The 24,641-nt window shown below is 59.3% G+C and carries 26 protein-coding genes; 13 read left to right on the forward strand and 13 right to left on the reverse strand.

The window, feature by feature from the left end; genetic code table 11:
* Together BFW87_RS02750 and BFW87_RS02755 are read right to left on the reverse strand one after the other, a co-directional pair.
* The coding region (locus BFW87_RS02750; RefSeq protein WP_078738451.1) for a tRNA-uridine aminocarboxypropyltransferase at window positions 1–559 on the reverse strand (559 nt) is incomplete at its 3' end.
* 5 nt (window positions 560–564) lie between these two features.
* On the reverse strand, window positions 565–1,458 hold the full coding sequence (locus BFW87_RS02755; RefSeq protein WP_078738452.1) for a LysR family transcriptional regulator: 894 nt from the start codon (window positions 1,456–1,458) through the stop codon (window positions 565–567).
* A 149-nt stretch (window positions 1,459–1,607) separates the two neighbouring features.
* Between BFW87_RS02755 and speB the strand changes: the two genes are divergently transcribed.
* The 4 genes from speB to BFW87_RS02775 are packed head-to-tail and all read left to right on the forward strand — an operon-like array spanning window position 1,608 to window position 5,931.
* Complete coding sequence (gene speB / locus BFW87_RS02760; RefSeq protein WP_078738453.1) at window positions 1,608–2,558, forward strand: agmatinase; 951 nt, start codon at window positions 1,608–1,610, stop codon at window positions 2,556–2,558.
* Window positions 2,558–2,980, forward strand: coding sequence for a YybH family protein (locus BFW87_RS02765; protein WP_078738454.1), 423 nt, complete (start codon window positions 2,558–2,560; stop codon window positions 2,978–2,980). Before speB ends, BFW87_RS02765 begins: the two co-directional genes overlap by 1 nt.
* 21 nt (window positions 2,981–3,001) lie before the next feature.
* Window positions 3,002–4,513, forward strand: coding sequence for a purine-cytosine permease family protein (locus BFW87_RS02770; protein ID WP_078738455.1), 1,512 nt, complete (start codon window positions 3,002–3,004; stop codon window positions 4,511–4,513).
* Between the two features lie 35 nt (window positions 4,514–4,548).
* Window positions 4,549–5,931, forward strand: a complete 1,383-nt coding sequence (locus BFW87_RS02775; protein WP_078738456.1) for a sodium:solute symporter — start codon at window positions 4,549–4,551, stop codon at window positions 5,929–5,931.
* A gap of 64 nt (window positions 5,932–5,995) precedes the next feature.
* On the opposite strand, the gene BFW87_RS02780 is transcribed toward BFW87_RS02775, so the two are convergent.
* From BFW87_RS02780 to ptrR, 3 genes are all read right to left on the reverse strand, one after another.
* Window positions 5,996–7,918, reverse strand: a complete 1,923-nt coding sequence (locus BFW87_RS02780) for an FAD-dependent oxidoreductase (RefSeq protein WP_368483940.1) — start codon at window positions 7,916–7,918, stop codon at window positions 5,996–5,998.
* 498 nt (window positions 7,919–8,416) lie between these two features.
* The gene (locus BFW87_RS32435; protein ID WP_003193089.1) at window positions 8,417–8,539 is read right to left on the reverse strand and encodes a PA1414 family protein; all 123 of its coding nucleotides are present in this window, start codon (window positions 8,537–8,539) and stop codon (window positions 8,417–8,419) included.
* 142 nt (window positions 8,540–8,681) lie between these two features.
* On the reverse strand, window positions 8,682–9,575 hold the full coding sequence (gene ptrR, locus BFW87_RS02785; RefSeq protein WP_078738458.1) for a putrescine utilization regulator PtrR: 894 nt from the start codon (window positions 9,573–9,575) through the stop codon (window positions 8,682–8,684).
* A gap of 104 nt (window positions 9,576–9,679) precedes the next feature.
* Here ptrR and BFW87_RS02790 point away from each other — a divergent pair, with 104 nt between their 5' ends.
* Entirely contained in the window at window positions 9,680–10,879 is a 1,200-nt protein-coding gene (locus BFW87_RS02790) for an MFS transporter (protein ID WP_078738459.1), read from the forward strand.
* Here BFW87_RS02790 and BFW87_RS02795 read toward each other — a convergent pair.
* The 3 genes from BFW87_RS02795 to BFW87_RS02805 all read right to left on the reverse strand — a co-directional run bounded on the left by BFW87_RS02795 (window position 10,791) and on the right by BFW87_RS02805 (window position 13,717).
* A complete protein-coding gene (locus BFW87_RS02795; RefSeq protein WP_078738460.1) occupies window positions 10,791–12,233 on the reverse strand; it encodes an NCS1 family nucleobase:cation symporter-1 in 1,443 nt (480 codons plus the stop codon). The genes BFW87_RS02790 and BFW87_RS02795 overlap by 89 nt on opposite strands.
* 196 nt (window positions 12,234–12,429) lie before the next feature.
* Window positions 12,430–12,828: a DUF2177 family protein gene (locus BFW87_RS02800; protein WP_078738461.1), complete on the reverse strand. Its 399-nt coding sequence runs from the start codon at window positions 12,826–12,828 to the stop codon at window positions 12,430–12,432.
* A 52-nt stretch (window positions 12,829–12,880) separates the two neighbouring features.
* Entirely contained in the window at window positions 12,881–13,717 is an 837-nt protein-coding gene (locus BFW87_RS02805; protein WP_054897831.1) for a CvfB family protein, read from the reverse strand.
* A 321-nt stretch (window positions 13,718–14,038) separates the two neighbouring features.
* Here BFW87_RS02805 and BFW87_RS02810 point away from each other — a divergent pair, with 321 nt between their 5' ends.
* The 3 genes from BFW87_RS02810 (at window position 14,039) to BFW87_RS02820 (ending at window position 16,079) form a co-directional block, all read left to right on the forward strand.
* Entirely contained in the window at window positions 14,039–14,218 is a 180-nt protein-coding gene (locus BFW87_RS02810; protein WP_003193095.1) for a hypothetical protein, read from the forward strand.
* 206 nt (window positions 14,219–14,424) lie between these two features.
* On the forward strand, window positions 14,425–15,147 hold the full coding sequence (locus BFW87_RS02815; RefSeq protein ID WP_078738462.1) for a TorF family putative porin: 723 nt from the start codon (window positions 14,425–14,427) through the stop codon (window positions 15,145–15,147).
* 65 nt (window positions 15,148–15,212) lie between these two features.
* On the forward strand, window positions 15,213–16,079 hold the full coding sequence (locus BFW87_RS02820; protein WP_078738463.1) for a DUF6279 family lipoprotein: 867 nt from the start codon (window positions 15,213–15,215) through the stop codon (window positions 16,077–16,079).
* A gap of 109 nt (window positions 16,080–16,188) precedes the next feature.
* On the opposite strand, the gene BFW87_RS02825 is transcribed toward BFW87_RS02820, so the two are convergent.
* The gene (locus BFW87_RS02825) at window positions 16,189–16,578 is read right to left on the reverse strand and encodes a transcriptional regulator (RefSeq protein WP_078738464.1); all 390 of its coding nucleotides are present in this window, start codon (window positions 16,576–16,578) and stop codon (window positions 16,189–16,191) included.
* A 156-nt stretch (window positions 16,579–16,734) separates the two neighbouring features.
* Here BFW87_RS02825 and BFW87_RS02830 point away from each other — a divergent pair, with 156 nt between their 5' ends.
* Window positions 16,735–17,010 (forward strand): hypothetical protein, encoded by a 276-nt coding sequence (locus tag BFW87_RS02830; RefSeq protein WP_078738465.1) that lies wholly within the window; start codon window positions 16,735–16,737, stop codon window positions 17,008–17,010.
* A 109-nt stretch (window positions 17,011–17,119) separates the two neighbouring features.
* On the opposite strand, the gene BFW87_RS02835 is transcribed toward BFW87_RS02830, so the two are convergent.
* On the reverse strand, window positions 17,120–18,466 hold the full coding sequence (locus BFW87_RS02835) for a DEAD/DEAH box helicase (protein ID WP_078738466.1): 1,347 nt from the start codon (window positions 18,464–18,466) through the stop codon (window positions 17,120–17,122).
* Window positions 18,467–18,659: 193 nt separating this feature from the next.
* On the opposite strand from BFW87_RS02835, the gene BFW87_RS02840 reads away from it, so the two are divergent.
* Window positions 18,660–19,958, forward strand: a complete 1,299-nt coding sequence (locus tag BFW87_RS02840; protein WP_078738467.1) for a mechanosensitive ion channel family protein — start codon at window positions 18,660–18,662, stop codon at window positions 19,956–19,958.
* A 123-nt stretch (window positions 19,959–20,081) separates the two neighbouring features.
* Here the strand turns inward: BFW87_RS02840 and BFW87_RS02845 are convergent, their stop codons facing one another.
* The 3 genes from BFW87_RS02845 to BFW87_RS02855 all read right to left on the reverse strand — a co-directional run bounded on the left by BFW87_RS02845 (window position 20,082) and on the right by BFW87_RS02855 (window position 22,217).
* Complete coding sequence (locus BFW87_RS02845; protein WP_078738468.1) at window positions 20,082–20,948, reverse strand: carboxylate/amino acid/amine transporter; 867 nt, start codon at window positions 20,946–20,948, stop codon at window positions 20,082–20,084.
* Between the two features lie 203 nt (window positions 20,949–21,151).
* Complete coding sequence (locus BFW87_RS02850; protein ID WP_078738469.1) at window positions 21,152–21,751, reverse strand: FMN-dependent NADH-azoreductase; 600 nt, start codon at window positions 21,749–21,751, stop codon at window positions 21,152–21,154.
* Between the two features lie 151 nt (window positions 21,752–21,902).
* Window positions 21,903–22,217 (reverse strand): 3-phosphoglycerate kinase, encoded by a 315-nt coding sequence (locus BFW87_RS02855; RefSeq protein WP_078738470.1) that lies wholly within the window; start codon window positions 22,215–22,217, stop codon window positions 21,903–21,905.
* A 49-nt stretch (window positions 22,218–22,266) separates the two neighbouring features.
* On the opposite strand from BFW87_RS02855, the gene BFW87_RS02860 reads away from it, so the two are divergent.
* The 3 genes from BFW87_RS02860 to BFW87_RS02870 are packed head-to-tail and all read left to right on the forward strand — an operon-like array spanning window position 22,267 to window position 24,575.
* Window positions 22,267–23,190 (forward strand): LysR family transcriptional regulator, encoded by a 924-nt coding sequence (locus BFW87_RS02860; RefSeq protein WP_078738471.1) that lies wholly within the window; start codon window positions 22,267–22,269, stop codon window positions 23,188–23,190.
* A 14-nt stretch (window positions 23,191–23,204) separates the two neighbouring features.
* Window positions 23,205–24,008, forward strand: a complete 804-nt coding sequence (locus BFW87_RS02865; RefSeq protein ID WP_078738472.1) for an alpha/beta fold hydrolase — start codon at window positions 23,205–23,207, stop codon at window positions 24,006–24,008.
* Between the two features lie 3 nt (window positions 24,009–24,011).
* Window positions 24,012–24,575, forward strand: coding sequence for a peptidylprolyl isomerase (locus BFW87_RS02870; protein ID WP_078738473.1), 564 nt, complete (start codon window positions 24,012–24,014; stop codon window positions 24,573–24,575).
* The last annotated feature ends 66 nt before the right edge of the window (window positions 24,576–24,641 follow it).

The following is a 24,641-nucleotide window of genomic DNA, read 5'->3' on the forward strand; positions in this document are numbered from 1 at the left end:
CCATCGCCGCAATCTGCCCTTCGATTAATGCTTCAAACGGTTTGAGCAACGGTTCGAAAGACGCCGGCGCTTCCAGCACCTGCAACGCCTGCACAATGGCCTCCACCGTCGACAACGCCCCCGGCTCCGGCGCCTTGCGCAGTCGGTAGCGGGACTCGGCGCCCTCGGCCAGGGTCACGCGGGGCAGCGCCGCCAACAGCGGGTTGAGGTGCAGCAACTTGCGCGCCTTGCGCCAGGTGCCGTCGGGGACTACCAGCAATAAGGGTTCTTCGGAAGGTGCGTAAGTATTTAGCGGCTGCGCATCGTCATCTGGAAATAGAAGCCGTGCCCGGTAGCCGGGCGGGTTCAATAGGGTCTGCAAATCTTCAAACACCTCCCCCACCACCAATTGCGCATTCTTCAACCCCAGCGCCGCCAACCGCGCTGTATTCAGTGCATGGTTGACCTCACTCGGGTGCTGCAACAGCAACACGCGGGTGCGGCTGTCGAGGTCCGGGATCAGCGGGCACAGGCAGTGGGTAGCGGGCCTGAGGCAACGGGGGCATTGAGGTCGGGACATATTTTTCAGGCCTGATTGAGCTGGGCTTTGAGCAGATCACGGAAGGTCTGGATCAGCGGTTCGCGGCTGCGCCCCCGACGCATGATCATCGAAAACGGTGCCTGATAACCGAAGGTCGCCGGCAGCAGCACGCGCAAGTCGCCCTTGTCGGCCCAGGCCTGGGCGTAGTGTTCGGGCAGGTAGCCGATATAGGCGCCGGACAGCACCAGAATCAGCTGCGCCTCCATACTTTCCACTGTCGCAGCGCTGTGTTTGAAACCGTGACGCGCCAACTCTGCCTGGCTCCAGTAACCGCGCCCGACCATGCGTTGCTGGGTGATCACCTGTTCGGGAATGCGCCGTTCGTTGAATAAAGGATGCCGCGTGCTGCAATACAGCCAGTGCTGTTCGCGGTACAGCGGCATGTAGATCAACCCGCTCATGCGGTTGGAGAAGGCGCCGATGGCCAAATCCAGGCGATTGTCCTGTACGCCGAGTTGCAATTCGTAAGGGCTCATCACCGACAAATGCAGATGCACCGCCGGATGTTCCAGGCTGTAGGCGCCGATTACTTCAGCAAACGGCAACGCTTTGTCACTGACGGTGGAATCGAGCACGCCCAGCTTCAGCGTGCCGCGCAACTCGCCTTTGAGCGCGGCGGCGTATTGCTCGAAACCTTCCAGCTCACCGAGCAGGCGCAGCGTTTCCTGGTGGAACAGCTCGCCCTTGCTGGTGAGGCTGAACCCGCCGCGACCGCGATGGCACAGCACCAGGCCCAACGCCGATTCCAGTTGGCTCATATAAGTGCTGATGGCCGAGGTGGACAGGTTGAGTTCGTGCTGGGCATTGGCGAACCCCTGGTGGCGCACGATGCTGACGAAGATGCGCAGGAGTTTCAGGTCGGGCAAGGCGTTGGCCATGGTCGGCTCCGATGTTTGATCGCAGCAGTCTACCTGCCCGCATTAGTTTAGAAAAATCTGAACTAAGTATTTGCCCCTGCCGATTCTTCCCGCCCCGGGCTTTTCGCAGAATCGGCCCCTAATAAACAAAACAACGATGAGGCACTCCTGTGGACAAGATTTTTCACCAACCACTGGGCGGCAACGAAATGCCGCGCTTCGCCGGCATCGCCACCATGATGCGACTCCCCCACCTGCAAACGGCCAAAGGCCTGGACGCCGCCTTTATCGGCGTGCCGCTGGACATCGGCACCTCGCTGCGCGCCGGCACCCGCTTCGGGCCGCGTGAAATCCGCGCCGAATCGGTGATGATCCGCCCTTACAACATGGCCACCGGCGCCGCGCCGTTCGACTCGCTGTCGGTCGCGGACATCGGTGACGTGGCGATCAACACCTTCAACCTGCTCGACGCCGTGCGCATCATCGAAGAAGCCTACGACGAGATCCTGGAACACGACGTGGTCCCGATGACCCTGGGCGGCGACCACACCATCACCCTGCCGATCCTGCGGGCGATCCACAAGAAACACGGCAAGGTCGGGCTGGTGCACATTGATGCCCACGCCGACGTCAACGACCATATGTTCGGCGAGAAAATTGCCCACGGCACCACGTTCCGCCGCGCCGTGGAAGAAGGCCTGCTCGATTGCGACCGCGTGGTGCAAATCGGCCTGCGCGCCCAGGGCTACACCGCTGAAGACTTCAACTGGAGCCGCAAACAGGGTTTCCGTGTGGTCCAGGCCGAAGAATGCTGGCACCACTCCCTCGCGCCACTGATGGCCGAAGTGCGTGAAAAAGTCGGCGGTGGCCCGGTGTACCTGAGCTTTGATATCGACGGCATCGACCCGGCCTGGGCGCCTGGCACCGGCACCCCTGAGATTGGCGGGCTGACCACCATTCAGGCCATCGAAATCATCCGTGGCTGCCAGGGCCTCGACCTGGTCGGTTGCGATTTGGTAGAAGTTTCGCCGCCGTACGACACCACCGGCAACACCTCGCTGCTCGGCGCTAACTTGCTGTACGAGATGCTCTGCGTACTGCCCGGCGTGGCGCACCGCTGATGAGCACGCAAGCCGTGCTGAAAGCTGCGGCCGACCTGGTGTCGGCCTTCGCCCGCAATGACCGCGCCGCCTACTTTGGCGCGTTCACGGCCGATGCGAGCTTTGTGTTTTACACCCTCCCCCAGCCGCTGCTGAGCCGCGACGCCTACCAGGCGTTGTGGGACAGCTGGCGCGCGGACGAGGGGTTCGAGGTGCTGTCGTGCACGTCGAGCAACGCTGTCGTCAGCCTGCAGGGTGACGTGGCGATTTTTATGCATGACGTGGCCACCGAGCTGCGCATGAACGGGGAGCAATTTCATAGCCAGGAGCGCGAGACCATTGTCTTCAAACGACAAGGGTCTGGCACACAACAACAAGAAGGCCTGTGGCTGGCCTGTCACGAACATTTGTCCGCAATGCCGGAAGGGCTGCCGCCCCCTTAGCCAATGTGATCGGAGCTGATCATGAATAATAAAAACAACGAAAACAGTATTCGCAAGATAGAAACCAACGGGGTCGAACAGATCCCGGACCACGAACGTACCGCTGCGCCCAAGGATCTGTTCCGCCTGATCTTCGGCGGTGCCAATACCTTTGCCACCGCCGTGTTGGGTTCATTCCCGGTGCTGTTCGGCTTGTCGTTCCAGACCGGTGTCTGGGCGATTGTGCTGGGCGTGCTGGTGGGCGCCGTGATTTTGGCGCCCATGGGCCTGTTCGGGCCGATCAACGGGACCAATAACGCGGTGTCTTCCGGTGCGCACTTTGGCGTGCACGGGCGGATTGTCGGCTCGTTTCTGTCACTGCTGACGGCGATTGCCTTCTTCTCACTGTCGGTGTGGAGTTCAGGTGATGCGCTGGTCGGCGGTGCGAAACGTCTGATCGGCCTGCCGGAAACCGACCTGACCCTGGGCCTGGCCTACGGCATGTTCGCCATTCTCGTGCTGACCGTGTGCATCTACGGCTTTCGTTTCATGCTGTGGGTCAACCGCATTGCCGTGTGGGCGGCGAGCCTGCTGTTTCTGCTGGGCATCTTCGCCTTCGCGCCCGCCTTCGACAGCCACTTTGCCGGCACCGTCAACCTCGGTCAGAGCGGTTTCTGGGCCGCGTTCATTGGCGCAGCGCTGGTGGCCATGAGCAACCCGATTTCCTTCGGTGCGTTCCTCGGTGACTGGTCGCGCTACATCCCGCGTGAAACCTCGAAAATGCGCATCATGCTGGCGGTCGTGCTCGCTCAGATCGCGACATTGATCCCGTTCCTGTTCGGCCTGGCCACCGCGACCATCGTGGCGATCAAGGCACCGGATTATATTGCGGCCAATAACTATGTCGGCGGTTTGCTCGCAGTAGCGCCAAACTGGTTCTTCCTGCCGGTGTGCCTGATTGCGGTGATCGGCGGCATGTCCACCGGCACGACCTCGCTGTATGGCACCGGGCTGGACATGTCCAGCGTGTTCCCGCGCTTGCTCTCACGGGTCAAGGCGACGTTGCTGATCGGGGTGATGTCGATTGCCTTCATCTTTATCGGACGTTTCGCTGCCAACCTGGTGCAGAGCGTGTCGACCTTCGCCGTGCTGATCATCACCTGCACCACGCCGTGGATGGTGATGATGATCATCGGCCTGATCGTACGTCGCGGCTTCTACTGCCCGGATGACCTGCAGGTGTTCACCCGTGGTGAAACCGGCGGCCGCTACTGGTTCAGCCATGGCTGGAACTGGCGCGGGCTGGGGGCGTGGATCCCGAGTGCATTGGTCGGGCTGTGCTTCGTCAACCTGCCGGGGCAATTCGTTGGCCCGCTGGGCAACCTGGCGGATGGCATCGATATCAGCTTGCCGGTGACGCTGGGCTTGGCGTCGGTGGTGTACCTGACATTGTTGCGTATGTTCCCGGAACCGGCCGCTGTCTACGGCCCGGCGGACCCTCGCAGCAGGCGCACGGATGCGCGCGTTAAACCGGCGCTGCAACAAGCCGCCTGATCGCTCATAAAAAAGATAATCGGAGACTCGCCGTCATGGCTTTGGATTTATTCGTCGTACTCATCTACGCCGCCGGCATGCTCGTGCTCGGCTATTACGGCATGCGCCGCGCCAAGACCCACGAAGACTACCTGGTGGCCGGGCGTAACCTGGGCCCGTCGCTGTACATGGGCACCATGGCCGCCACGGTATTGGGTGGCGCCTCCACTGTCGGCACCGTGCGCCTGGGTTACATGCATGGCATCTCCGGCTTCTGGCTGTGCGCCGCACTGGGCGCCGGGATCATTGCGCTGAACCTGTTCCTGGCCAAGCCGCTGCTGAAGCTGAAAATCTTCACCGTCACCCAGGTCCTGGAAAAACGCTACAACCCCATGGCCCGCCAGGCGAGCGCAGTGATCATGCTGGCCTACGCGCTGATGATCGGTGTGACCTCAATCCTGGCGATCGGCACCGTGCTGCAAGTGCTGTTCGGCCTGCCGTTCTGGATCTCGGTGCTACTCGGTGGTGGCGTGGTGGTGGTGTACTCGACCATCGGCGGCATGTGGTCGCTGACCCTCACCGACATCGTGCAATTCGTGATCAAGACCGTGGGCCTGATGTTTATCCTGCTGCCGATCTGCCTGTACCGTGTCGGTGGCTGGGACCAACTGGTAGCCAAGTTGCCAGCGTCGAATTTCAGCTTCACCGAAATCGGCTGGGACACGATCATTACCTACTTCATGATCTACTTCTTCGGCATTTTGATTGGCCAGGACATCTGGCAGCGCGTGTTCACGGCCCGTGACGAAAAGGTCGCCAAGTACGCAGGCACCTTCGCCGGTTTCTATTGCATCCTCTACGGCCTGGCCTGCGCGCTGATCGGCATGGCCGCCCACGTGCTGCTGCCAGACCTGGACAACGTCAACAACGCCTTCGCCGCCATCGTCAAAGCCTCGTTGCCGGACGGCATACGCGGCCTGGTCATTGCCGCGGCACTGGCCGCGATGATGTCCACCGCCAGCGCCGGCTTGCTGGCCGCTTCAACCGTGCTGACCGAAGACCTGCTGCCGCGCCTGCGCGGGGGTAAACAGTCGAGCCTGAACATCAACCGCCTGTTCACGATGCTGACCGGCATCGCCGTGCTGGGTATCGCGCTGGTCGTAAACGACGTGATAAGCGCCCTGACCCTGGCCTACAACCTGTTGGTGGGCGGCATGCTGATCCCGCTGATGGGCGCGATTTTCTGGAAGCGCGCGACCACATCCGGGGCCATTGCGTCGATGACCCTGGGTTTTGTGACCGCGCTGGTGTTCATGTTCAAGGATGGCCTGGACGCGAACACGCCGATCTACTACAGCCTGGCGGTCGGGCTGGTGAGTTTTGTGCTGGTGAGTTTGCTGTCGCGCAGCCCGCAGGCAGAGGCGGCGCGGGCGATTTGAGGATTTACAGGATTTAGAGCGGTTTCTTCAGCGGGTGTGGCGTCGGATGCCACGCCCGTTTTTTTCATTTGGCTGCCAGGTTCTGGTTTGCCTGAATGAGTTCCTGGACCAGCGACGCCCATACCAACCCTTGCGTGGTTCCCCCGGCATAGGTGCCGCCGGCGGCGATTCGATGATGGGCGGAGCAGTGAACGATTGAAAGGCCATCCAGGGTGCCTGGCCTGGCACACTCAATGATATGCAACTCGTCGGTTTCGATCGCGTTTCGGTAGGACGCGGGAAAGTGTTGAGAAACAGCGGCCAGACAATCCGCCAAAATTTGTTCTTTGTACGCATCGGTAGAGCCAGGCGGGACCTGCCCGCCGGAGACAAGAATGCAGTCGCCATCCACCCGGCAATTCATAACACCGATCGGCAAATCGTACTGTAGCTTGAGCCCGCGTATTTTCGCGCCTTCATTGCCAGCAATACGCAGTTTGAAAAACCAGCCTACGACTGCGATGACCTCAGCTTCCTCTACACCCATAGCAGTGACGACGAAGTGCTCTCTGCTCAATTCGGCAATTTCGGCCGCACTCAAATGCCGAGTCAGAAATTGAACGCCGGCGCCTTGTAAAAGCACTTCTATTTCATCCTTTAATTGGGTAAATGCGACTTCATAGCCCGATACCTCAATTGCCCGAACAATCCCTTGGATGCCATAACGTTTCTGGAATTGCTGCTGGCTGATCTCGACAAGTTCATTTCCCGACTTACCACTCGGCCAAGGTCTGTTTTCGATCTGCCGTTGCTCGCCAATTGCAGCGTCGACGCTTCTAGCATCGTCCGTATACGCTCGTATAAGCCCTGCGTGCGCAAAGCGTGCCAGTGATGGATTGTCAGCCAGAAGCTGTTCAAACAGCTCAATGCCCGCGCGGTTGCATTCAATGGTCAAACACTGGTTGGCAGGAAACAGATAGCCATTATGCAGCGGCTTGGCAGCCGTCTCTGTGGCAGACAGATGGCGCATGTTCACCTGCTTGTGACTGGCGCCATCACCCGTCTGATTGCAGCCGTAAACGATAACCTGATAATTCGCCAAACGCAGCATCACGGCCTGGAGCAAGCCATTGATGCCACGGCCGATGATCGACACGCGCGGGCCGCTGGCAGATGCGCACTGACGGGGGATCGTCAATGAGTGTGCAAGTTTGCGCCTGACGAGGCCACGCAGGGCCATCACACTCAGTTGGACCGAGACCGCATAGTCAAGGTCGCGATGACAGGCCTCACCCGTCGAGGCCTGTGTCGTGAGCGTCGCAGGCCTGCGCCAGGTGGAAGCACAGCAGCCGAGCGCCTGGGTCCGCGTGCGAAATTCATCCAGCGTCGCGGGTCCATAATCCATGACCAGCTGGATGCCTTCAGCCACTGCCAGAGCCTGCAAAGCGTCATCACTAAAGACGTCCGGTTTGGCAACGCAGACCAGCCGAGCCTGTTTGTGCAGGCATTGAATGAGGGCCCGATCAATACGATGGGCGGATTCATTATTCAGGGACAGGCAAATGGCGACGGCACAAGCACTTTGCAACGCCTCGAACCAATCCAGCAAAAATGACACCCTGCTATCGTAATCATCCGGTGCCCGGCCTTGCCGGACCAGCACCTTTATTCGAACCTGTGGGGCACGTTCAAGTAACAAACTGATCAGCTCTTTACCTACATTGCCGTAGCCCAACACACATATTTCCCGAGGCATCGAGCCATCGGGCAATGTCAGCCAATGCGCGATATAGGCTGCAACATGCGGCGCGTTGACTCCAGGCGTATTGACTACCCGGATGCTGTTGCTTGTGCACAGATCCAGCCGCACCTTATCCAGGCTCGTGCCTCTGCGCACCAGATAAAGCTCACCAAAAGGACGGGCGACACGCCAATGCTCAATGACGTCGGCATCGATGGTTTGGTCGGCGACAATGATTGCTGCTGGGCGCAGGAGCCCGATCTGCATAAGCAGCGTTTGCCTGGTTAAAGTCGGGGGTATCACTACAACATTGCGGGGTGCGTCAGCCTTCCAACCTGTAGACACAGGTGCGATATGCAGAATGTTTCCGGCTGTGGCGATCAGTGACGCTGCGACTGGCGGGACGCAAGGGAGCGGCATGGCGTTGCCTCCAACTCTGACGAATGTCCGAAGAGAGGCGTTCAACTTGCTCTTACATTCTGAATTGGATAAGCCAGCCAATTCTGATCAGTGGGTAGTCTGTTTCCGACGCTATGCACCAACGGTTGGTCATTTGGCAGTCTTTACGTGGGCGAAGGCAGGATTTCAAGCGGTCTCTTCAGTCGGTGTGGCGTCGGTGCAACATCGGCGCTCTTGAGCTTATGAAAACAACTGTGGGAGCGGGCTTGCCCGCGATAGCGTTGAGTCAGTCGACATCTTATTGACTGGTACAACGCTACCGCGAGCAAGCCCGCTCCCACATTTAGATCCTGCTTCGGCCCGGGATTACCGGCGACGTGGCCGGCGCTGTTCGTCATCCGTGCGAATAGGCACCGGTTGCAGCGGGGGCTCGATCAAGCCCAGCGCAACGCCGAGGTCGTGGAGCCAGTTTTGAATTTTCTCTTTCATGGTTGCCCCCTTTGAGGGTGGTGCGCGTTGGCGAGGGTTATGTCGCCTTTTCCTACAGTGATAGTAGCCCTAAGTCCTACGTAATGCTTGAACGAAACCACAACGAACTATTACTGAATTGATCAGAATCCTGACGGATCGTTCAAGCAATTGCCCGCGTGTCTTGCAAGAACGCTGTCTGGTCCTCTCTCTGCAGGTCGATCCACGCATTGAGGTTAGCGCCGAGCATACCCTTTCGCCACATCAGCCAGGTGGTAGCAGTGGCAAAAGGCCCGGTCAGGGGATGAACGGACACGCTGTCTTTGCCTGGCAAGCTTTCGAGCATGGATTCGGACATGAGTGCCACGCCTGAGCCGGCGATCACGCAGGCAAGCATGCCTTGATAGGACTCGATCTCAATGGCCCGGCCCATGGCCACGCGATCGTGGGAAAACCAGGTTTCCAGCCGTGCACGGTAGGCACAACTGCGGCGAAAGGTGAATACCGAACGCCCCGCCACATCTTGCGGCCCGCGTACCGGCGGGTGGTCGGCCTCGCAAATCAGCACCAAGCGCTCCTCGCACAGCGGCACACCGTCCAGCGAAGCAATGGTGATCGGGCCATCCACGAAGGCAGCGTCCAGACGCCCGGTAATCAAACCTTCGAGCAACTCACCGCTGGGCGCCGATTGCACTTGCAGGTTCACCATCGGAAACGCTTTGTGATAACGCGCCAGGAGCTTCGGCAAATGGACCGCCGCCGTGCTGTACATGCTGCCGACGACAAAGTCGCCGGCTGGCTGGCCACCTTGCACCGCCCCGTGGGCTTCGTCGTGCAGCGCGAGCAGACGGGTGCTGTAGTCCAAAAGTACTTTGCCCGCAGGAGAGAGCTGCAAGCGTTGTCGTTCGCGTACGAACAACTCGACGCCGAGTTGTTCCTCCATTTGTTTGAGCCGCGTCGACAGGTTTGACGGCACGCGATGCAAGCGTTCGGCGGCACGGGTGATGGAGCCCTCTTCCGCCACGGCCTGGAAAATGCGCAATTGACTGAACTCCATACCTTTCTCCAAAACTGAATAAGTTACTCACTATTATTCATTTTTACAGAAAGTCAATCAGCATTAGCCTGAGGGTCATTCGTTTCCCCAAAGGAATCCCGAGCATGTCTCCCCTGATTCGCTTAACCGCCAGCTTTATCGCCCTGATGATGGCCATGGGCATTGGCCGCTTCGCCCTCACCCCACAGATGCCGCATTTGCTCAGTGAGGGGCAGATCGACCTGACCGGCGCCGGGCTGATCGCTGCCGCCAACTACCTGGGCTATTTCGTCGGCGCGGTAGATTCGATTTTTGCCCGCAGCCATCACCATGTGCGCGGGCGTTTGTACGGTGGCCTGTGGTTATGCGTGTTGCTGACGCTGGCGTCTTACTGGGCCCATGGGTTCTGGCCGCATTTGCTGTTGCGCTTCGGGACGGGGGTCGCGAGCGCCTGGGCGCTGGTGATGATCACCAGCTTGAGCCAGCCTTTGGCGCTCGCCGCCGGGCGCCCTCGCCTCGGGGCCCTGGTATTTGCCGGGCCGGGACTGGGGATTTTGCTGACCGGCTTGTTGGCCCTGGGCTCCAACTTGCTGCGACAGGATTCAGCCACCTTGTGGCTGGTGTATGGCGTGGTGGCTCTGGTGATGTTGCTGGCGATCCTGCCGTTCCTGCCCCAACCGAGCCTTGCCAATGCGCCCGCGGCCGATGCGGGCAGCAATGAAAGCATCGCGCACTTGGGCTGGATCTACTTTTTGTACGGCTTGGGCTACATCATTCCGGCGACTTTTCTTTCGCAAATGGCCAGCGCGCAATTCAAGGGGGCCTGGCAAGCCGACCTGTTCTGGCCTTGCTTTGGACTGGCTGCCGCGATCGGCGTGGTGGTTGCAAGCCTGCGCCGCAAAGATCCGCAAACCACTCGCCGCTGGCTGATGACGACCCTGTGGCTGCAAGCGGCCGGGGTGTTTGCCTGCTTGCTGGGCAATGGTTGGGGCTTGGCATTCGGCGTGTTGCTGTGCGGCGCACCCTTCCTGGCGTGCATGCAGTTAGTGATGGCGCGCTTGCGGGATGTGGCGCCCCATGGCTACCAGCGCAGCACGGGAGTGCTGACCGCCAGCTTTGCCATCGGCCAATTGTGCGGCCCGTTGCTGGCCGCGGTGAGCAGCCATTTCAGTGGTGGCCTGCAACCGGCTTTGGTGATCGCTGGTTGCGGCCTGTTACTGGCAGGTGCGGTGTTGGTCAACCGGCAACCAGCGGCGCGGGGATCCGAACCTGCTCGCGTCGAGCGAGCACCAGGAAAAACAGCCCTCCCAGGAAGCAGCCGGTAAACCAGGCGAAGTTGGCCAAACCCTGCAACGCCGGGGTGAAGGTGATCGCGACGCCCACCAGCGTCGCAGGCACCAGCGCTTTGACCGCCGTCCAGTTCACACCGCCGTCGAAATAATAACGCCCGGTGGGGCTGTCATCGAACAACGCATCCACGTCGATCTTCTGCTTTTTGATCAGGTAGAAGTCCACCAACAGAATCCCGAAAAGTGGACCGATGAAGGCAGCAAGGATGTCCAGGGTGTAGTGGATCATCAGCGGGTTATTGAACAGATTCCACGGGGTGATAAAGATCGAAGCTACGGCGGCGATCATGCCGCCGGCACGCCAGCTGATTTTGCTCGGTGCAACGTTGGCGAAGTCGAACGCCGGGGAGACGAAGTTGGCTACGATGTTGATGCCGATGGTCGCGGTGACAAAGGCGAAAGCGCCGAGCAGAACCGCCATGCTGTTGTCGATGCGTGAAACGGTGGCGATCGGGTCATGCAGCATCTCGCCAAATACCGGCAAGGTGCCCGACACGATCACCACGGTCACCAGCGAGAACGCCAGGAAATTCACCGGCAGCCCCCAGAAGTTGCCACGCCGCACGTCCTGCATGCTGCGGCAGTAGCGGCTGAAGTCACCGAAATTCAGCGTGGGCCCGGAGAAGTAAGACACCACCAGCGCTGTCGCAACGATCACTTGGCCGAAGGCCTGCCAGCCCGAAAGGGACTTTTCCGACAGGCTGAAGTTGATATTCGCCCAACCCGCCTTCCATACAATCCAGCCTGCCAGGGCAAACATCACCGCATACACCACCGGCCCCGCCCAATCGATAAAGCGGCGGATGGACTCCATACCGGCCCAGAACACCGCTGCCTGCAGCACCCACAAGCTGAGGAAACCCATCCAGCCAAGGTAAGACAGGCCCGCGAAATGCGGTTCTGCATATACCGCCATCTGTGGGAAAAAGCGCAGCACTACGATGATAAGCGCGCTCGATGCCAGGTACGTCTGAATGCCGTACCACGCTACGGCGATAAGGCCGCGGATGACCGCTGGAATATTCGCGCCGAACACCCCGAACGCCAACCGGCAAATAACCGGATACGGCACTGCAGCCTGCTGACTCGGCTTGGCCACCAGGTTAGCGATGAGTTGCACGATGCAAATACCCGCGAGCAAGGCGATCAGCACCTGCCAACTGGCCAGGCCGAGGGCGAACAAGCTGGCGGCGAACACATAGCCGCCGACGCTGTGCACGTCGCTCATCCAGAAGGCAAAGATGTTGTACCAGTTCCACTTCTGCGGCAGTGGGCCGAGGTCCTGGTTATAAAGACGCGGGCTATAGCCATTGGGAATTTGTTCGGTCATCGCTGGGTCCTCGAAATACCGGCTCGCGCTTGCTTTCAGGGTGCATACGGGAGGCGGCATGGTTTGTATACGAGGCATTCAGCAGAATACGTGCCAATAGAACACAATCCCCATGGGGCGGTGTTTCAAAGCAGGTAATAGAGGCTAGTAAACAAAGACTGCGCTCAGCAACGGTGCAGTAAAATCCTGTACACAATCACGGGCGCACCCGATGTGCACACAGATGACCGACCGTGCAGCAGACAGCCGTCAGGACCGTGCCCCAGGCCATGTCCATGATCGCAAGGCTCGCAGACCAGCCTTGCAACGTGGCCCAATTGCTCAAGTCGTAGGTGCCATAAGCAACCAGCCCAAGCAAAGCGCCCAGACGCGCAGCGCGTTGCCAACTACCACTGGGCAGGACCACGAACACCACACAACCGATGACATACAGGAGATAAAACACCACGGCGGGCAACAGGCGAGGCTGATCAAGCATCAGCGGGCCAAGCAGGCCCTTGTAGGTCGGGCCCATGAGGACGCCGAGCCAGAGACCGTCGAGTACCAGGAAGGTGAGCAAGGTGCCAAGGTAGGCGAAAATGACTTTTCTGGACATTGAGGCAGGCTCCGTAAGCGCCGAAGGACGCCTACGGAAGAGCGAACGTCGATCAGCTTAGTTCAATGCGATCCGCATGAATCACAATCTGGCCCTGCTTGTAGAGCGCACCAATGGCCTTCTTGAAGTTGCCCTTGCTGACGCCGAACAAGTTGCTGATCACCGCCGGGTCGCTTTTATCGCTGACCGGCAAGCTGCCGTTGTTATCGCGCAACTTGGCGAGGATCTTCGAGTTGAGGCTGGACGCGGCTTCCTGGCCGACCGGTTGCAGGCTCAGGCTGATGTTGCCATCGGCGCGAATCTCTTTGATAAAGCCTTTCTCTTCCTTGCCCGGACGCAGGAACTTGAACACTTCGTTCTTGTGGATCAGGCCCCAGTGTTTGTTGTTGATGATCGCCTTGAAGCCCATGTCGGTGGCTTCGGCCACCAGCAGGTCGACTTCCTGGCCGACCTGGTAGTTCGCCGGGGTCTTGTCCAGGTAGCGATCCAGCCGCGCGGTGGCGGTGATGCGCTTGGTGTGCTTGTCGAGGTAGACGTGCACGACGCAGTACTCACCGGCGGTCATCTGGCGTTTTTCTTCGGAATACGGCAGCAACAGATCCTTGGGCAGACCCCAGTCGAGGAACACACCGATGCTGTTGACTTCCACGACTTTCAAACTGGCAAATTCGCCGACTTGAACTTTCGGTTTTTCAGTCGTGGCGATAAGTTTGTCATCGCTGTCCAGATAAATGAAAACGTTAAGCCAGTCTTCATCTTCACTGGGAATATCTTTGGGGATATACCGATTGGGCAAGAGGATTTCACCGTCTTGCGCACCGTCCAGGTACAAACCAAAGTTAGTGTGTTTAACCACTTGCAAGCTGTTGTAGCGCCCGACTAAAGCCATTTCCGATACCCTCATTACGTGGGCGGCATTCTACCCGAGTTGCGCCCGGCACGCGCGCGCGCCTGAAAAATCGCGGGCTGGCGTGGCGTTCTGCTAGCCACGCCCCGCTCGTCTGATCAGACAAATCAATTTCGCCCGGATGCCAGCAGTGCTGCTCCTGCGGTTTCCAGTTAAAACAGCAAGTTACGGGCTTATTTCAAGAATAAACTCCGCCTGTTTCCCGCTCCGCTCACTATTCCCGGGGGATATTTGCCAAGCAATTGTCAAGTATTTCCTGTACGATGCCTGGCCAAGTTAATTTTCTACAGGTTAGTGGCCGCCATGCGCGTAAAAGCATCCAACAGCAAAGCAAAGCCAGCTCCCGCCGTTGAAACCAGCGAATCGATCAACAGCCAGATTGCTGCGTTCCTCAAGTCCGGCGGCGAAATCCAGCAAATTGCCAAGGGCGTGAGCGGCCAGACTTTCGGCCCGTCCAAGCAGATCAGCCTGGGCAAAAAGTAAAAACCGCGCAATACACCTGGTCCCTAAGCGTCTTGCCATCAAGGCGCTAGGACTAGAGCCCGAAACACCTTCATGCGACACCCTCCGATGTGTAAATCGACGAACGGGCCTCATCTCTCGGCATTCGCCGGTATGCTTGCACACGTCTAGCACGGGCATCTGCCCGACTTTTTCGTTACTGCTCCTCGCTTTTCATGGAGTGAAGCGTGTTCAAACCCTGCATTTTCCTGATCGCGGCCCTTGTCGCCAGCCCCCTCGCCGAAGCGCAGATATTCCAGCGCGAACTCGGTGACTTCGACCTGAAATTGGGCACCACCCCCAGCCGCAGCATGGCCCAGGGCCTGGTCAAACCGACGTCGCCGGGTAGCGACGCGTTTCACGGCGGCCTGGATTTGAGCCATGACAGCGGCCTGTATTTCGGCCAGTTTTCACCAAACATAGGGCTGTCTTCGGCCAGCAACCTCGAAGTCGATTCCTACATGGGCTTCAAACATCCCTTCGACCAGACGCTGGGCTACGAAGTCGGATTGATCCATTACAGCTACCCCAAACTCAGCCCACTCGACAGCCAGGCGTTCTACGGCGGCCTGAACCTGCTGGGTAATCGCTTCGGCGCGTCCTTCAGCAATGACCCGGACCGCCAGGACAGCACCCTGTTTGCCGACCTCGGCGGCACCCAGCCCTTCGGCATCGGCGTGAGCATGAAGTACACCACTCACCAACTCGGCACCCCGGTGTCGGTGGACGGCGGCTCGATTCGCAGCTTCAGCGACTGGTCAGTGCAGTTTTCCCGCGAGTGGATGGGCGTCGACCTCGACCTGATCTACAGCGACTCCAGCCTCAGCGGCGGTGACTGCTCGGCCTACTCCGGACACAATTCGCAATGCGATGGCCTGTTGACCTTGAAGGCCGCACGGTCGTTTTATTGATGGGCTGAACTGTCGCGCCCGGCGCGGGTTCACATGCACTAACTCATCTGCGCAAGGACTCGCCCATGTTGCGTCGGCTAAAACTGCTGGTAGTACTGCTGACCCTGAGTCTGGTCCTCGCCGGCTGCAATCGCGTAGGCCTGGCTTACCGCAATCTTGATGTGATCATTCCCTGGACGCTCAACGACTACCTGGACATGAATGCCGGGCAGAAGAGCTGGTTCAACGACACGCTCAAGGAACACCTGGCCTGGCATTGCACCACGCAGTTGCCTGGTTACCTGGATTGGCTCGACAGCCTGCAACAAATGGTCGACAACAATCAGGTCACAGATGCCGCCTTGCAGGCACGCACGGTTGAGGCCAAGCAGGCGATCGCCGAGGTGGCGCGGGAGATCACACCATCGGCCATTGAGCTGTTGCAAGGCTTGGACGACAAGCAAGTCAATGAGATGAACGCCGCGCTGGCCAAAGATTTGCGCAAGCGTCAGGACGAGTACCTCAAGCCGCCCCTGGCGCAGCAGATCAAAGAGCGCGCCGAACGCATGAACAAACGCCTGGATGCCTGGATTGGCCCGCTCAGCGCCAGCCAGCAAAATCGTGTTACGGCGTGGTCGATTGCCCTTGGCGAACAGAATCAGGAATGGATCGGCAACCGCGCGCGCTGGCAGGCGCAATTTATCGACGCCGTGCAGCAACGTCGCAGTGCCGATTTCCCGCAAAAAATGCAGCGGTTATTGGTGGATCGGGAAAGCCTGTGGACGCCTGAATACAAACAAGCCTATGCCAAGACCGAAGCTGCAGCGCGTAGCTTGATCATCGACCTGATGGCCGAAAGCACTGTGCAGCAGCGCATGAAGTTAACGCAGAAAATTGACGGCGTACGCAGCGATTTCAAAGCGCTCAAATGCCTGAAGGCCACCTCAACCTAAAAGGTGGGCTTGTGTGGGAGCTGGCTTGCCTGCGATAGCATCACATCGGTTCGGCAGACACACCGAGCCGCCTGCATCGCGGGCAAGCCCGGCTCTCACATAAGGTCCTTTAAGCAATCTGCGCCTTGGACGCCACCTCAGCAAACGTCGCCGGGTCCAGCGGGTCCGACTGTTCGTCCAGCACCTGACGCGGGTGATCATTGCCCGGAATCGAGCTATCAATCAGCGCCAATAACTGCGCGCCCAGCGCGGTAAGAATGAAATTCTCGCCATTTCCACCCTCGTCTTCAGGGCGCGATTCAATAAACCCCCGCTTGAACAGCAGCGCTTCATAATCCGCAGCGGTTTTTTTCAACGCATCCAGATTCCCGGTGGACTCGCCCGCCGTGGCCTTTTCGGCCGCTTCCTGCTCCGCGTACTTACGCGGCGCAAAGCTGCCCTCGCCGTTCTGCACTTCATGCAGCAGACGTTCGATCAAATCCCAGTTGTAAGTCGTCATCCTGATTCCTCCTGCAGGCTGGTGGAAAAGTTAGCCCGTCAGAAGTAGTGACACGTCATGCCACTGGCCGTTCAGCCGGGCGGACGGGCGTCACTTCTCTGAACTTTTCAGACACAAACCGCCTCAACTGAATAACCCTGCCAAGGAGGTCCGACCATGAAAACCCTGAGAACCCTGGCCATCGCCGCCACGTTGTTGAGCGCCCTGCCCGCTTGGGCCTGTACCCCTGAAGAAGCCACGGCCAAGCGCGAGCAACTCGCCGAGAAAGTGACTCAGCTCACCCAGCAAAACCCGACCATGGCCAAAGAAATGAACGCAGAATTGCAAAAGATGGACATGGACACGGCTTCGGCCGACTTGCCCGACAAGTGCCAGTTGATCGATCAACGCCTCAAGGATCTCGACGAGGCGGCGGCCAAAGCCAAAAGTTGAGCGGAAAAGCGAGACGCAGGAGCGTTCCTGGCCGCATTCCCACGCAGAGCGTGGGAACGATCAAAAAAAAACCGGACAATCGTCCGGTTTTTTTCATATCAGCGCAGGCTTATTCAGCAGCCGGTGCTTCTGGCTTGCGACGCTTGAGCGGCGCCATGCCATCCTTGCTGACGAGCGACAGGTTGTCGGTCTTCGGCCGGTTGGCGATCTTGCGCTTGGTCGGCGACTTGGCGCCGGTTTTCTTCTTGTCGCCCTTGGCGTCAGTCTTTTTCTTCTTCACGCCAACGGCTTTGCCCGACGCCTTGACCTTTTTCGGCCCGGTGTAGGTGCCTTTGACTTCCTTGATAGTGCGGCGCTCGAACGACTGCTTCAAGTAGCGCTCGATGCTCGACATCAGGTTCCAGTCGCCGTGGCAGATCAGCGAGATGGCCAGGCCATCGTTGCCGGCACGCCCGGTACGGCCGATACGGTGCACGTATTCATCGCCGCTGCGTGGCATGTCGAAGTTGATCACCATGTCCAGGCCGTCCACGTCCAGGCCACGGGCAGCGACGTCGGTGGCCACCAGGATCTTTACGCCGCCGGCCTTCAGGCGGTCGATGGCCAGCTTGCGATCCTTCTGGTCTTTTTCGCCGTGCAGCACGAACGCTTTGTATTCCTGGGCAACCAGGCGACCGTAGATGCGGTCGGCAGCAGCGCGGGTGTTGGTGAACACGATGGCCTTCTGATAGGTCTCGTTGGCCAACAGCCAGTTCAAGATCTGCTCTTTGTGCACGTTGTGGTCGGCCATCACGATCTGCTGACGCGTGGTTGCGTTCAGGTCGCTGACGTTGTTGACCTGCAAGTGCTCTGGGTTGTTCAGGACCTTGGCGACCATGTCGCGCAGGGTCGAGCCGCCGGTGGTGGCGGAGAACAGCATGGTCTGCTGACGGTTGACGCATTCAGCCACCAGACGTTGCACGTCGTCGGCAAAACCCATGTCGAGCATGCGGTCGGCTTCGTCCAGCACCAGCACTTCGACTTCCTTGAGGTCGAGGTTACCGGCGTTGAGTTGCTCGATCATGCGGCCCGGGGTGCCGATGAGGATATCCGGCACCTTGCGCAGCATGGCGGCCTGGACCTTGAAGTCTTCGCCGCCGGTAATGATGCCGGACTTGATGAAGGTGAACTGCGAAAAGCGCTCCACTTCCTTCAAGGTCTGCTGGGCCAGCTCGCGGGTTGGCAGCAGGATCAGGGTCTTGATGCTGACGCGAACCTTGGCCGGGCCGATCAGGCGGTTCAAAACAGGCAGGACGAAAGCCGCGGTCTTGCCGCTACCGGTTTGAGCCGTCACCCGCAGGTCACGCCCTTCGAGCGCGAGCGGGATGGCCGCTGCTTGCACAGGCGTAGGCTCGACAAATTTAAGCTCGGCCACGGCTTTGAGCAGGCGTTCGTGCAGGGCGAATTGGGAAAACACGGGTGCTACCTCGAAGAAATACAAAATATCAGCGGCATAGGTTACCGGTTTCGGGCGTCCAAACCGAGTTTCTTTACGCGAACGGTGCTAATCAGCTGCTTTTTTGTCAGTGAATTTGTCCGTAAAGCCAACTTTGTTGCACTTAAATGCTCTAATCGGCCCGTGTTGTCTTACAGAAGAATCGGTTTCACCCATGGATATCAAACAGCTTTGGCTCAACGTCCAGGACCTCTGGGGCGCCCTTGATGAACACCCGGTGCTGCATTCCAGCCTGGGTTTGGTGGTGTTGCTGGTGGTGGCACTGTTGCTCGGACGGGTGGCGCGCTACCTGATCCTGCACGCCGTCAAACTGCTCGGCCGGCAACCGGCGCTGCATTGGCTCAATGACCTGCGCCATAACAAAGTCTTCCATCGCCTGGCGCAGATGACGCCGTCGCTGGTGATTCAGTTCGGCTTGTACCTGGTACCGGACCTCAGCAAAACCGCCACCCTGTTCATCGGCAATGTGGCGCTGGCCTTTACCATCCTGTTCATGACCCTGGCCGTGAGCGCCCTGCTCAACGCGCTGCTGGACATCTACGCACGCACCGAACATGCGCGCACCCGCTCGATCAAGGGCTACGTGCAACTGGCGAAGATGGTGTTGTTCGTGTTTGCCGCGATCATCATCGTCGCGACCTTGATCGACCGTTCGCCGCTGTTGCTGCTTTCGGGCCTGGGCGCCATGTCGGCGGTGATTCTGTTGGTGTACAAGGACACGCTGCTGTCGTTCGTTGCCAGCGTGCAGTTGACCAGCAACGACATGCTGCGCGTCGGCGACTGGATCGAAATGCCCCAGGTCGGCGCCGACGGGGATGTGGTGGATATCACTCTGCACACGGTCAAGGTGCAGAATTTCGACAAAACCATCGTGTCCATTCCGACCTGGCGCTTGATGTCCGAGTCGTTCAAAAACTGGCGCGGCATGCAGGCTTCCGGCGGGCGTCGTATCAAGCGCAGCCTGTTTATCGACGCCAGCGGCGTACGCTTTTTGCGCGACGATGAAGAACTGCGCATGACCCAGGTACACCTGCTCACCGACTACATCAGCCGCAAGCAGGCCGAGCTCAAGGCCTGGAACGAAGCCCAGGGCCACAGCGCGCAACTGTCGGCCAACCGCCGCCGTATGACCAACCTTGGCACCTTTCGCGCGTATGCATTGGCGTATCTGAAAAGCCACCCGGACATCCAGCCGAACATGACCTGCATGGTGCGCCAGATGCAAACCACCGCCCAAGGCGTGCCGCTGGAAATCTACTGCTTCACCCGCACCACGGCGTGGGCGGATTACGAGCGGATCCAGGGGGATATTTTTGACTACCTGCTGGCGGTGCTGCCGGAGTTTGGCTTGAGTTTGTATCAGCAGCCGAGTGGCAATGATTTGCGGGCGGGGATGTTGCCGGCGGTGTTGGGCGCCAGTCATGTGCCGGCTCTCGAACAACAGTCGAGTTAACAACACGCACCTTGTGGGAGCGGGCTTGCTCGCGAATGCGGTGTGTCAGATACACATTTGCTGACTGATACACCGCATTCGCGAGCAAGCCCGCTCCCACACAAGCCCGCTCCCACAGGGGGTTCAGCGTGGGGTTGGCTGCTTGCGCACACCCAACCGGCTGATCCACACCGCCCCCAAAATCACCAACCCGCCCAACGCCAAGCGCCCCAGCGGCTCATGCTGGTTCCAGATCAGCAAATTCAGCAGCAACCCCACCGGCACATGCAGGTTATTCATCACCGCCAAGGTGCCGCCGTTGACCAGGCACGCGCCCTTGTTCCACCAGTACATGCCCAGCGCGGTGCTGACCAGCCCGAGAAACACCAATACGCCCCATTGCAGCGGCGCTTCAGGCAGGTAGTCGGCCTTGCCGAACATGAGGAACGCCGGCAACACCACGATCAAGGCGCCCAGATAGAAGTAACCGAAGCGTCGGTAATGCGGCAGGTCACTCGGGTGGCGCGCCACCAGGTGCTTGTACATCACCTGCCCGGCGGCGTAGGTGAAGTTGGCCAGTTGCAGCAGCAAGAAGCCCATCAGGAAGTTTGGGGTGATCTGGTCGAAGCGGATCACCGCCGCGCCGCACACCGCTACCAGCGCAGCGATCAACGCCCACGGGTTGAAGCGTCGGTTGAGGGCGTCTTCGATCAGGGTCACGTGCAGCGGTGTGAGAATGGTGAAGAGCAACACCTCCGGCACGGTGAGCACACGAAAACTCAAGTACAGGCACACATACGTCACACCGAACTGCAGCGCGCCAATCACCAGCATGCCGCGCATGAACGCTGGTTCCACCGAGCGCCAGCGGGTCAGCGGGATAAACACCAGCCCGGCGAGCAGCACGCGCACCAGCACGGCGAAGTAGCTGTCGACGTGACCGGCGAGGTATTCGCCGATCAAGCTGAAGGAAAATGCCTGAATCAGTGTGACAACCAGTAAGTAGCCCATGCGCGCCTCATTTCGAATGGGCGCGACTTTAAGGGTTTTCAGCGTTTGACGAAACTCGAGGCAAAAAAAACCCGACCTCGCTATAGCGGCAGTCGGGCAGGAGCACTCAGGAGCAAAAAGTGCAAAGGGAGGTTCGATACGCGTACTTGAAGGGTTTGCGTGGGGCTAGATAAACATCTCGCGATTATCTGGCGATTAAAGGATCAGGCGACCTGGGCCAACAGCGCTTTAGCGTGGTTGATGCCCTTCTCCTGGAAATCGCCGCTCAGGTTCACCCCTTCGGCATGAATGAAGGTCACGTCATGAATCCCGATAAACGCCATGACCTGACGCAGGTAAGGTTCCTGGTGATCAGAGGCCGCGCCGGTGTGAATGCCGCCGCGTGCAGTCAGCACAATGGCGCGTTTGCCGGTGAGCAAACCCTGCGGGCCGGTGGCGGTGTACTTGAAGGTCACACCGGCACGCAACACATGGTCCAGCCAGGCTTTGAGGGTGCTGGGGATGGCGAAGTTGTACATGGGCGCTGCCAGTACCAACACATCGGCGGCGAGCAATTCGTCGGTCAACTCGTTGGAGCGATCCAGAGAAGCCTGTTCAACCGTATTGCGCTGCTCAGCAGGTTTCATCCAGCCGCCGAGCAAGTCGGCATCCAGGTGCGGAACCGGATTGAGGGCCACATCACGCACGGTGATCTGATCCGCCGGATGCGCCACCTGCCACTGGCTGATGAACTGCCGGGTGAGCTGGCGGGAAATCGAATCCTGCTGGCGTGCGCTGCTTTCGATGATCAGAACGTTGGACATGGCTGTGTAGGCTCCATCTGTAAGTGCTGTAAGGCGATGGAGAAAAGATTAAACATCAGCCATTCGATAAAAAAGCGCAAAAAACTGCTACAACCCATCTAGAAATTTGTTTATAAGCGGAGTATTGCTGTCGGCATGCTCCGCTGCTGCTTTATTTCGGGGCACACGCCAGAGCGATGCGCATCTTGATAATTGCACGGGTAAATTTGACCGTGGTGTTCGTGCTTTTACCGGCCTCAACCGTGACTTTACGGGTGCGCGGCGATTCCGGGCCGTTGGTGAAGGTGACTGAACACACCGCGTCAACGGTGCCGTAGTTGTTGAGGCGTATCGAACTGATGTCGCCGTCCACGTCGGAGGCGCTGTAATCCACTTGCACCCCTTCGATCTTTTTAGTCACGTCGATAGGGTAGGCAAATGCGCTCATCGGCAGCAGCGCCAGCAACACACAACACAATTTTCTCATTCGGCAGTCTCCAATAAGGACTGTCAGCTTAGGACAAGAGGAGCTCATCTTGAAAGCGCCCCGCGTTACCCTCGATCAATGGCGCACCTTGCAGGCCGTGGTCGACCATGGCGGCTTCGCCCAGGCGGCTGAAGCGCTGCACCGTTCGCAATCCTCGGTGAGTTACACCGTGGCCCGCATGCAGGACCAGCTCGGCGTGCCGCTGCTGCGCATCGACGGGCGCAAGGCGGTGCTTACCGACGCCGGTGAAGTGCTGTTGCGCCGCTCCCGCCAACTGGTGAAAAACGCCAGCCAGCTTGAAGACCTCGCCCACCATATGGAGCAAGGCTGGGAGGCCGAAGTGCGGCTGGTGGTGGACGCCGCCTACCCCAACGCGCGCCTGGTGCGTGCCCTCACCGCGTTTATGCCGCAGAGCCGGGGTTGCCGTGTGCGTCTGCGCGAAGAGGTGTTGTCGGGGGTCGAAGAGTTATTGATCGATGGCATGGCTGACCTGGCCATCAGCAGTTTCATCATTCCAGGCTATTTGGGCACGGAAATGAGCGATGTGGAATTTATCGCCGTGGCCCACCCCGACCATTCACTGCATCGCCTGAACCGCGAGCTGAGCTTCCAGGACCTTGAGAGCCAGATGCAGGTGGTGATCCGCGACTCCGGCCGCCAGCAGCCACGGGACGTGGGCTGGCTCGGCGCCGAACAGCGCTGGACCGTCGGCAGCCTGCCCACCGCCGCCACGTTCGTCAGCAGCGGCCTGGGCTTTGCCTGGCTGCCCCGTCACTTGATCGAACGCGAACTCAACGAAGGCTTGCTCAAACAGCTACCCTTGGAAAAAGGCGGCAGCCGTAACCCCACGTTTTACCTGTATTCAAACAAAGACAAACCCCTGGGCCCGGCCACGCAGATTCTCATCGATCTGTTGCGCACCTTTGACACCGCTCCCCTGGACGCGCCTTTCGCCGCCCCCGAGCAAGCCTGAAACGGAGTTCACCCATGGCCTGGTTCGACCATGAAGGCTGCAACCTGCACTACGAGGAATACGGTCATGGCACCCCGCTGATCCTGATCCATGGCCTGGGTTCCAGCAGCCAGGATTGGGAACTGCAGATTCCGGTGCTGGCCCGGCATTACCACCTCATCGTGGTGGACGTGCGCGGCCACGGGCGTTCCGACAAACCGCGCGAGCGCTACAGCATTCAGGGCTTCACCTTCGACCTGATCGCATTGATCGAACACCTGAACCTGCCGCCCGCCCACGTAGTCGGTTTGTCCATGGGCGGCATGATCGCCTTCCAGTTGGCCGTGAACGAACCGGCGCGGCTCAAAAGCCTGTGCATCGTCAACAGCGCGCCCGAGGTCAAGGTGCGCAGCGCCGATGATTATTGGCAGTGGGCCAAACGCTGGAGCCTGGCGCGGCTGCTCAGCCTGTCCACCATTGGAAAAGCGCTGGGCGAGCGGCTATTCCCCAAACCGCACCAAGCCGACCTGCGCCGCAAAATGGCCGAACGCTGGGCAAAAAACGACAAACGTGCTTATCTCGCCAGCTTCGACGCGATTGTGGGCTGGGGCGTGCAGGAACAACTTTGCCGAATTACCTGTCCTACGCTGGTCATCAGCGCCGACCACGACTACACCCCCGTGGCGCAGAAAGAAAACTATGTAAAACTGCTGCCCGATGCGCGGCTGGCGGTGATCGAAGATTCCCGCCATGCCACGCCCTTGGATCAACCCGAAGTCTTTAACGCTACCTTGCTCGATTTTCTAAAGACAGTCGAAACCACTACCCAGGATCACTGACCCATGCTGAAAAAAATCGCCTTCTTCGCCGGTTCCGTATTGTTCGCCGCCAACCTGATGGCCGCCGAGCCCGCCAAGGCCCAGCACGTACTGATCAGCACCACCAACGGCGACATTGAAATCGAACTGGACCCGGTCAAGGCACCGATCAGTACCAAAAACTTCCTGGCCTATGTCGACAAGGGTTTCTACACCAACACGATTTTCCACCGTGTGATCCCGGGCTTCATGGTCCAGGGCGGCGGGTTCACCCAGCAGATGTCGCAAAAGCCCACCGAAGCACCGATCAAGAACGAAGCCAGCAACGGCCTGCATAACGTGCGTGGCACCCTGTCCATGGCGCGCACCAACGATCCGAATTCGGCCACCAGCCAATTCTTTATCAACGTGGCCGACAACGCCTTCCTCGACCCGGGTCGCGATGCCGGTTATGCCGTGTTCGCCAAGGTCGTCAAAGGCATGGACGTGGTCGACATCATTGTCAACTCGCAGACCACCACCAAACAGGGCATGCAGAACGTGCCAATCGATCCTGTCCTGATCAAGTCGGCCAAGCGCATCGACTGAGGTCAACAGGAGGTTTCGCGCGGTGCTCACAAGGCACCGCGCGCATTTGAACAGGAGAGCCCGCCC

This window comes from Pseudomonas fluorescens (genome assembly GCF_002022275.1).
Classification (GTDB): Bacteria; Pseudomonadota; Gammaproteobacteria; order Pseudomonadales; family Pseudomonadaceae; genus Aquipseudomonas; species Aquipseudomonas fluorescens_AJ.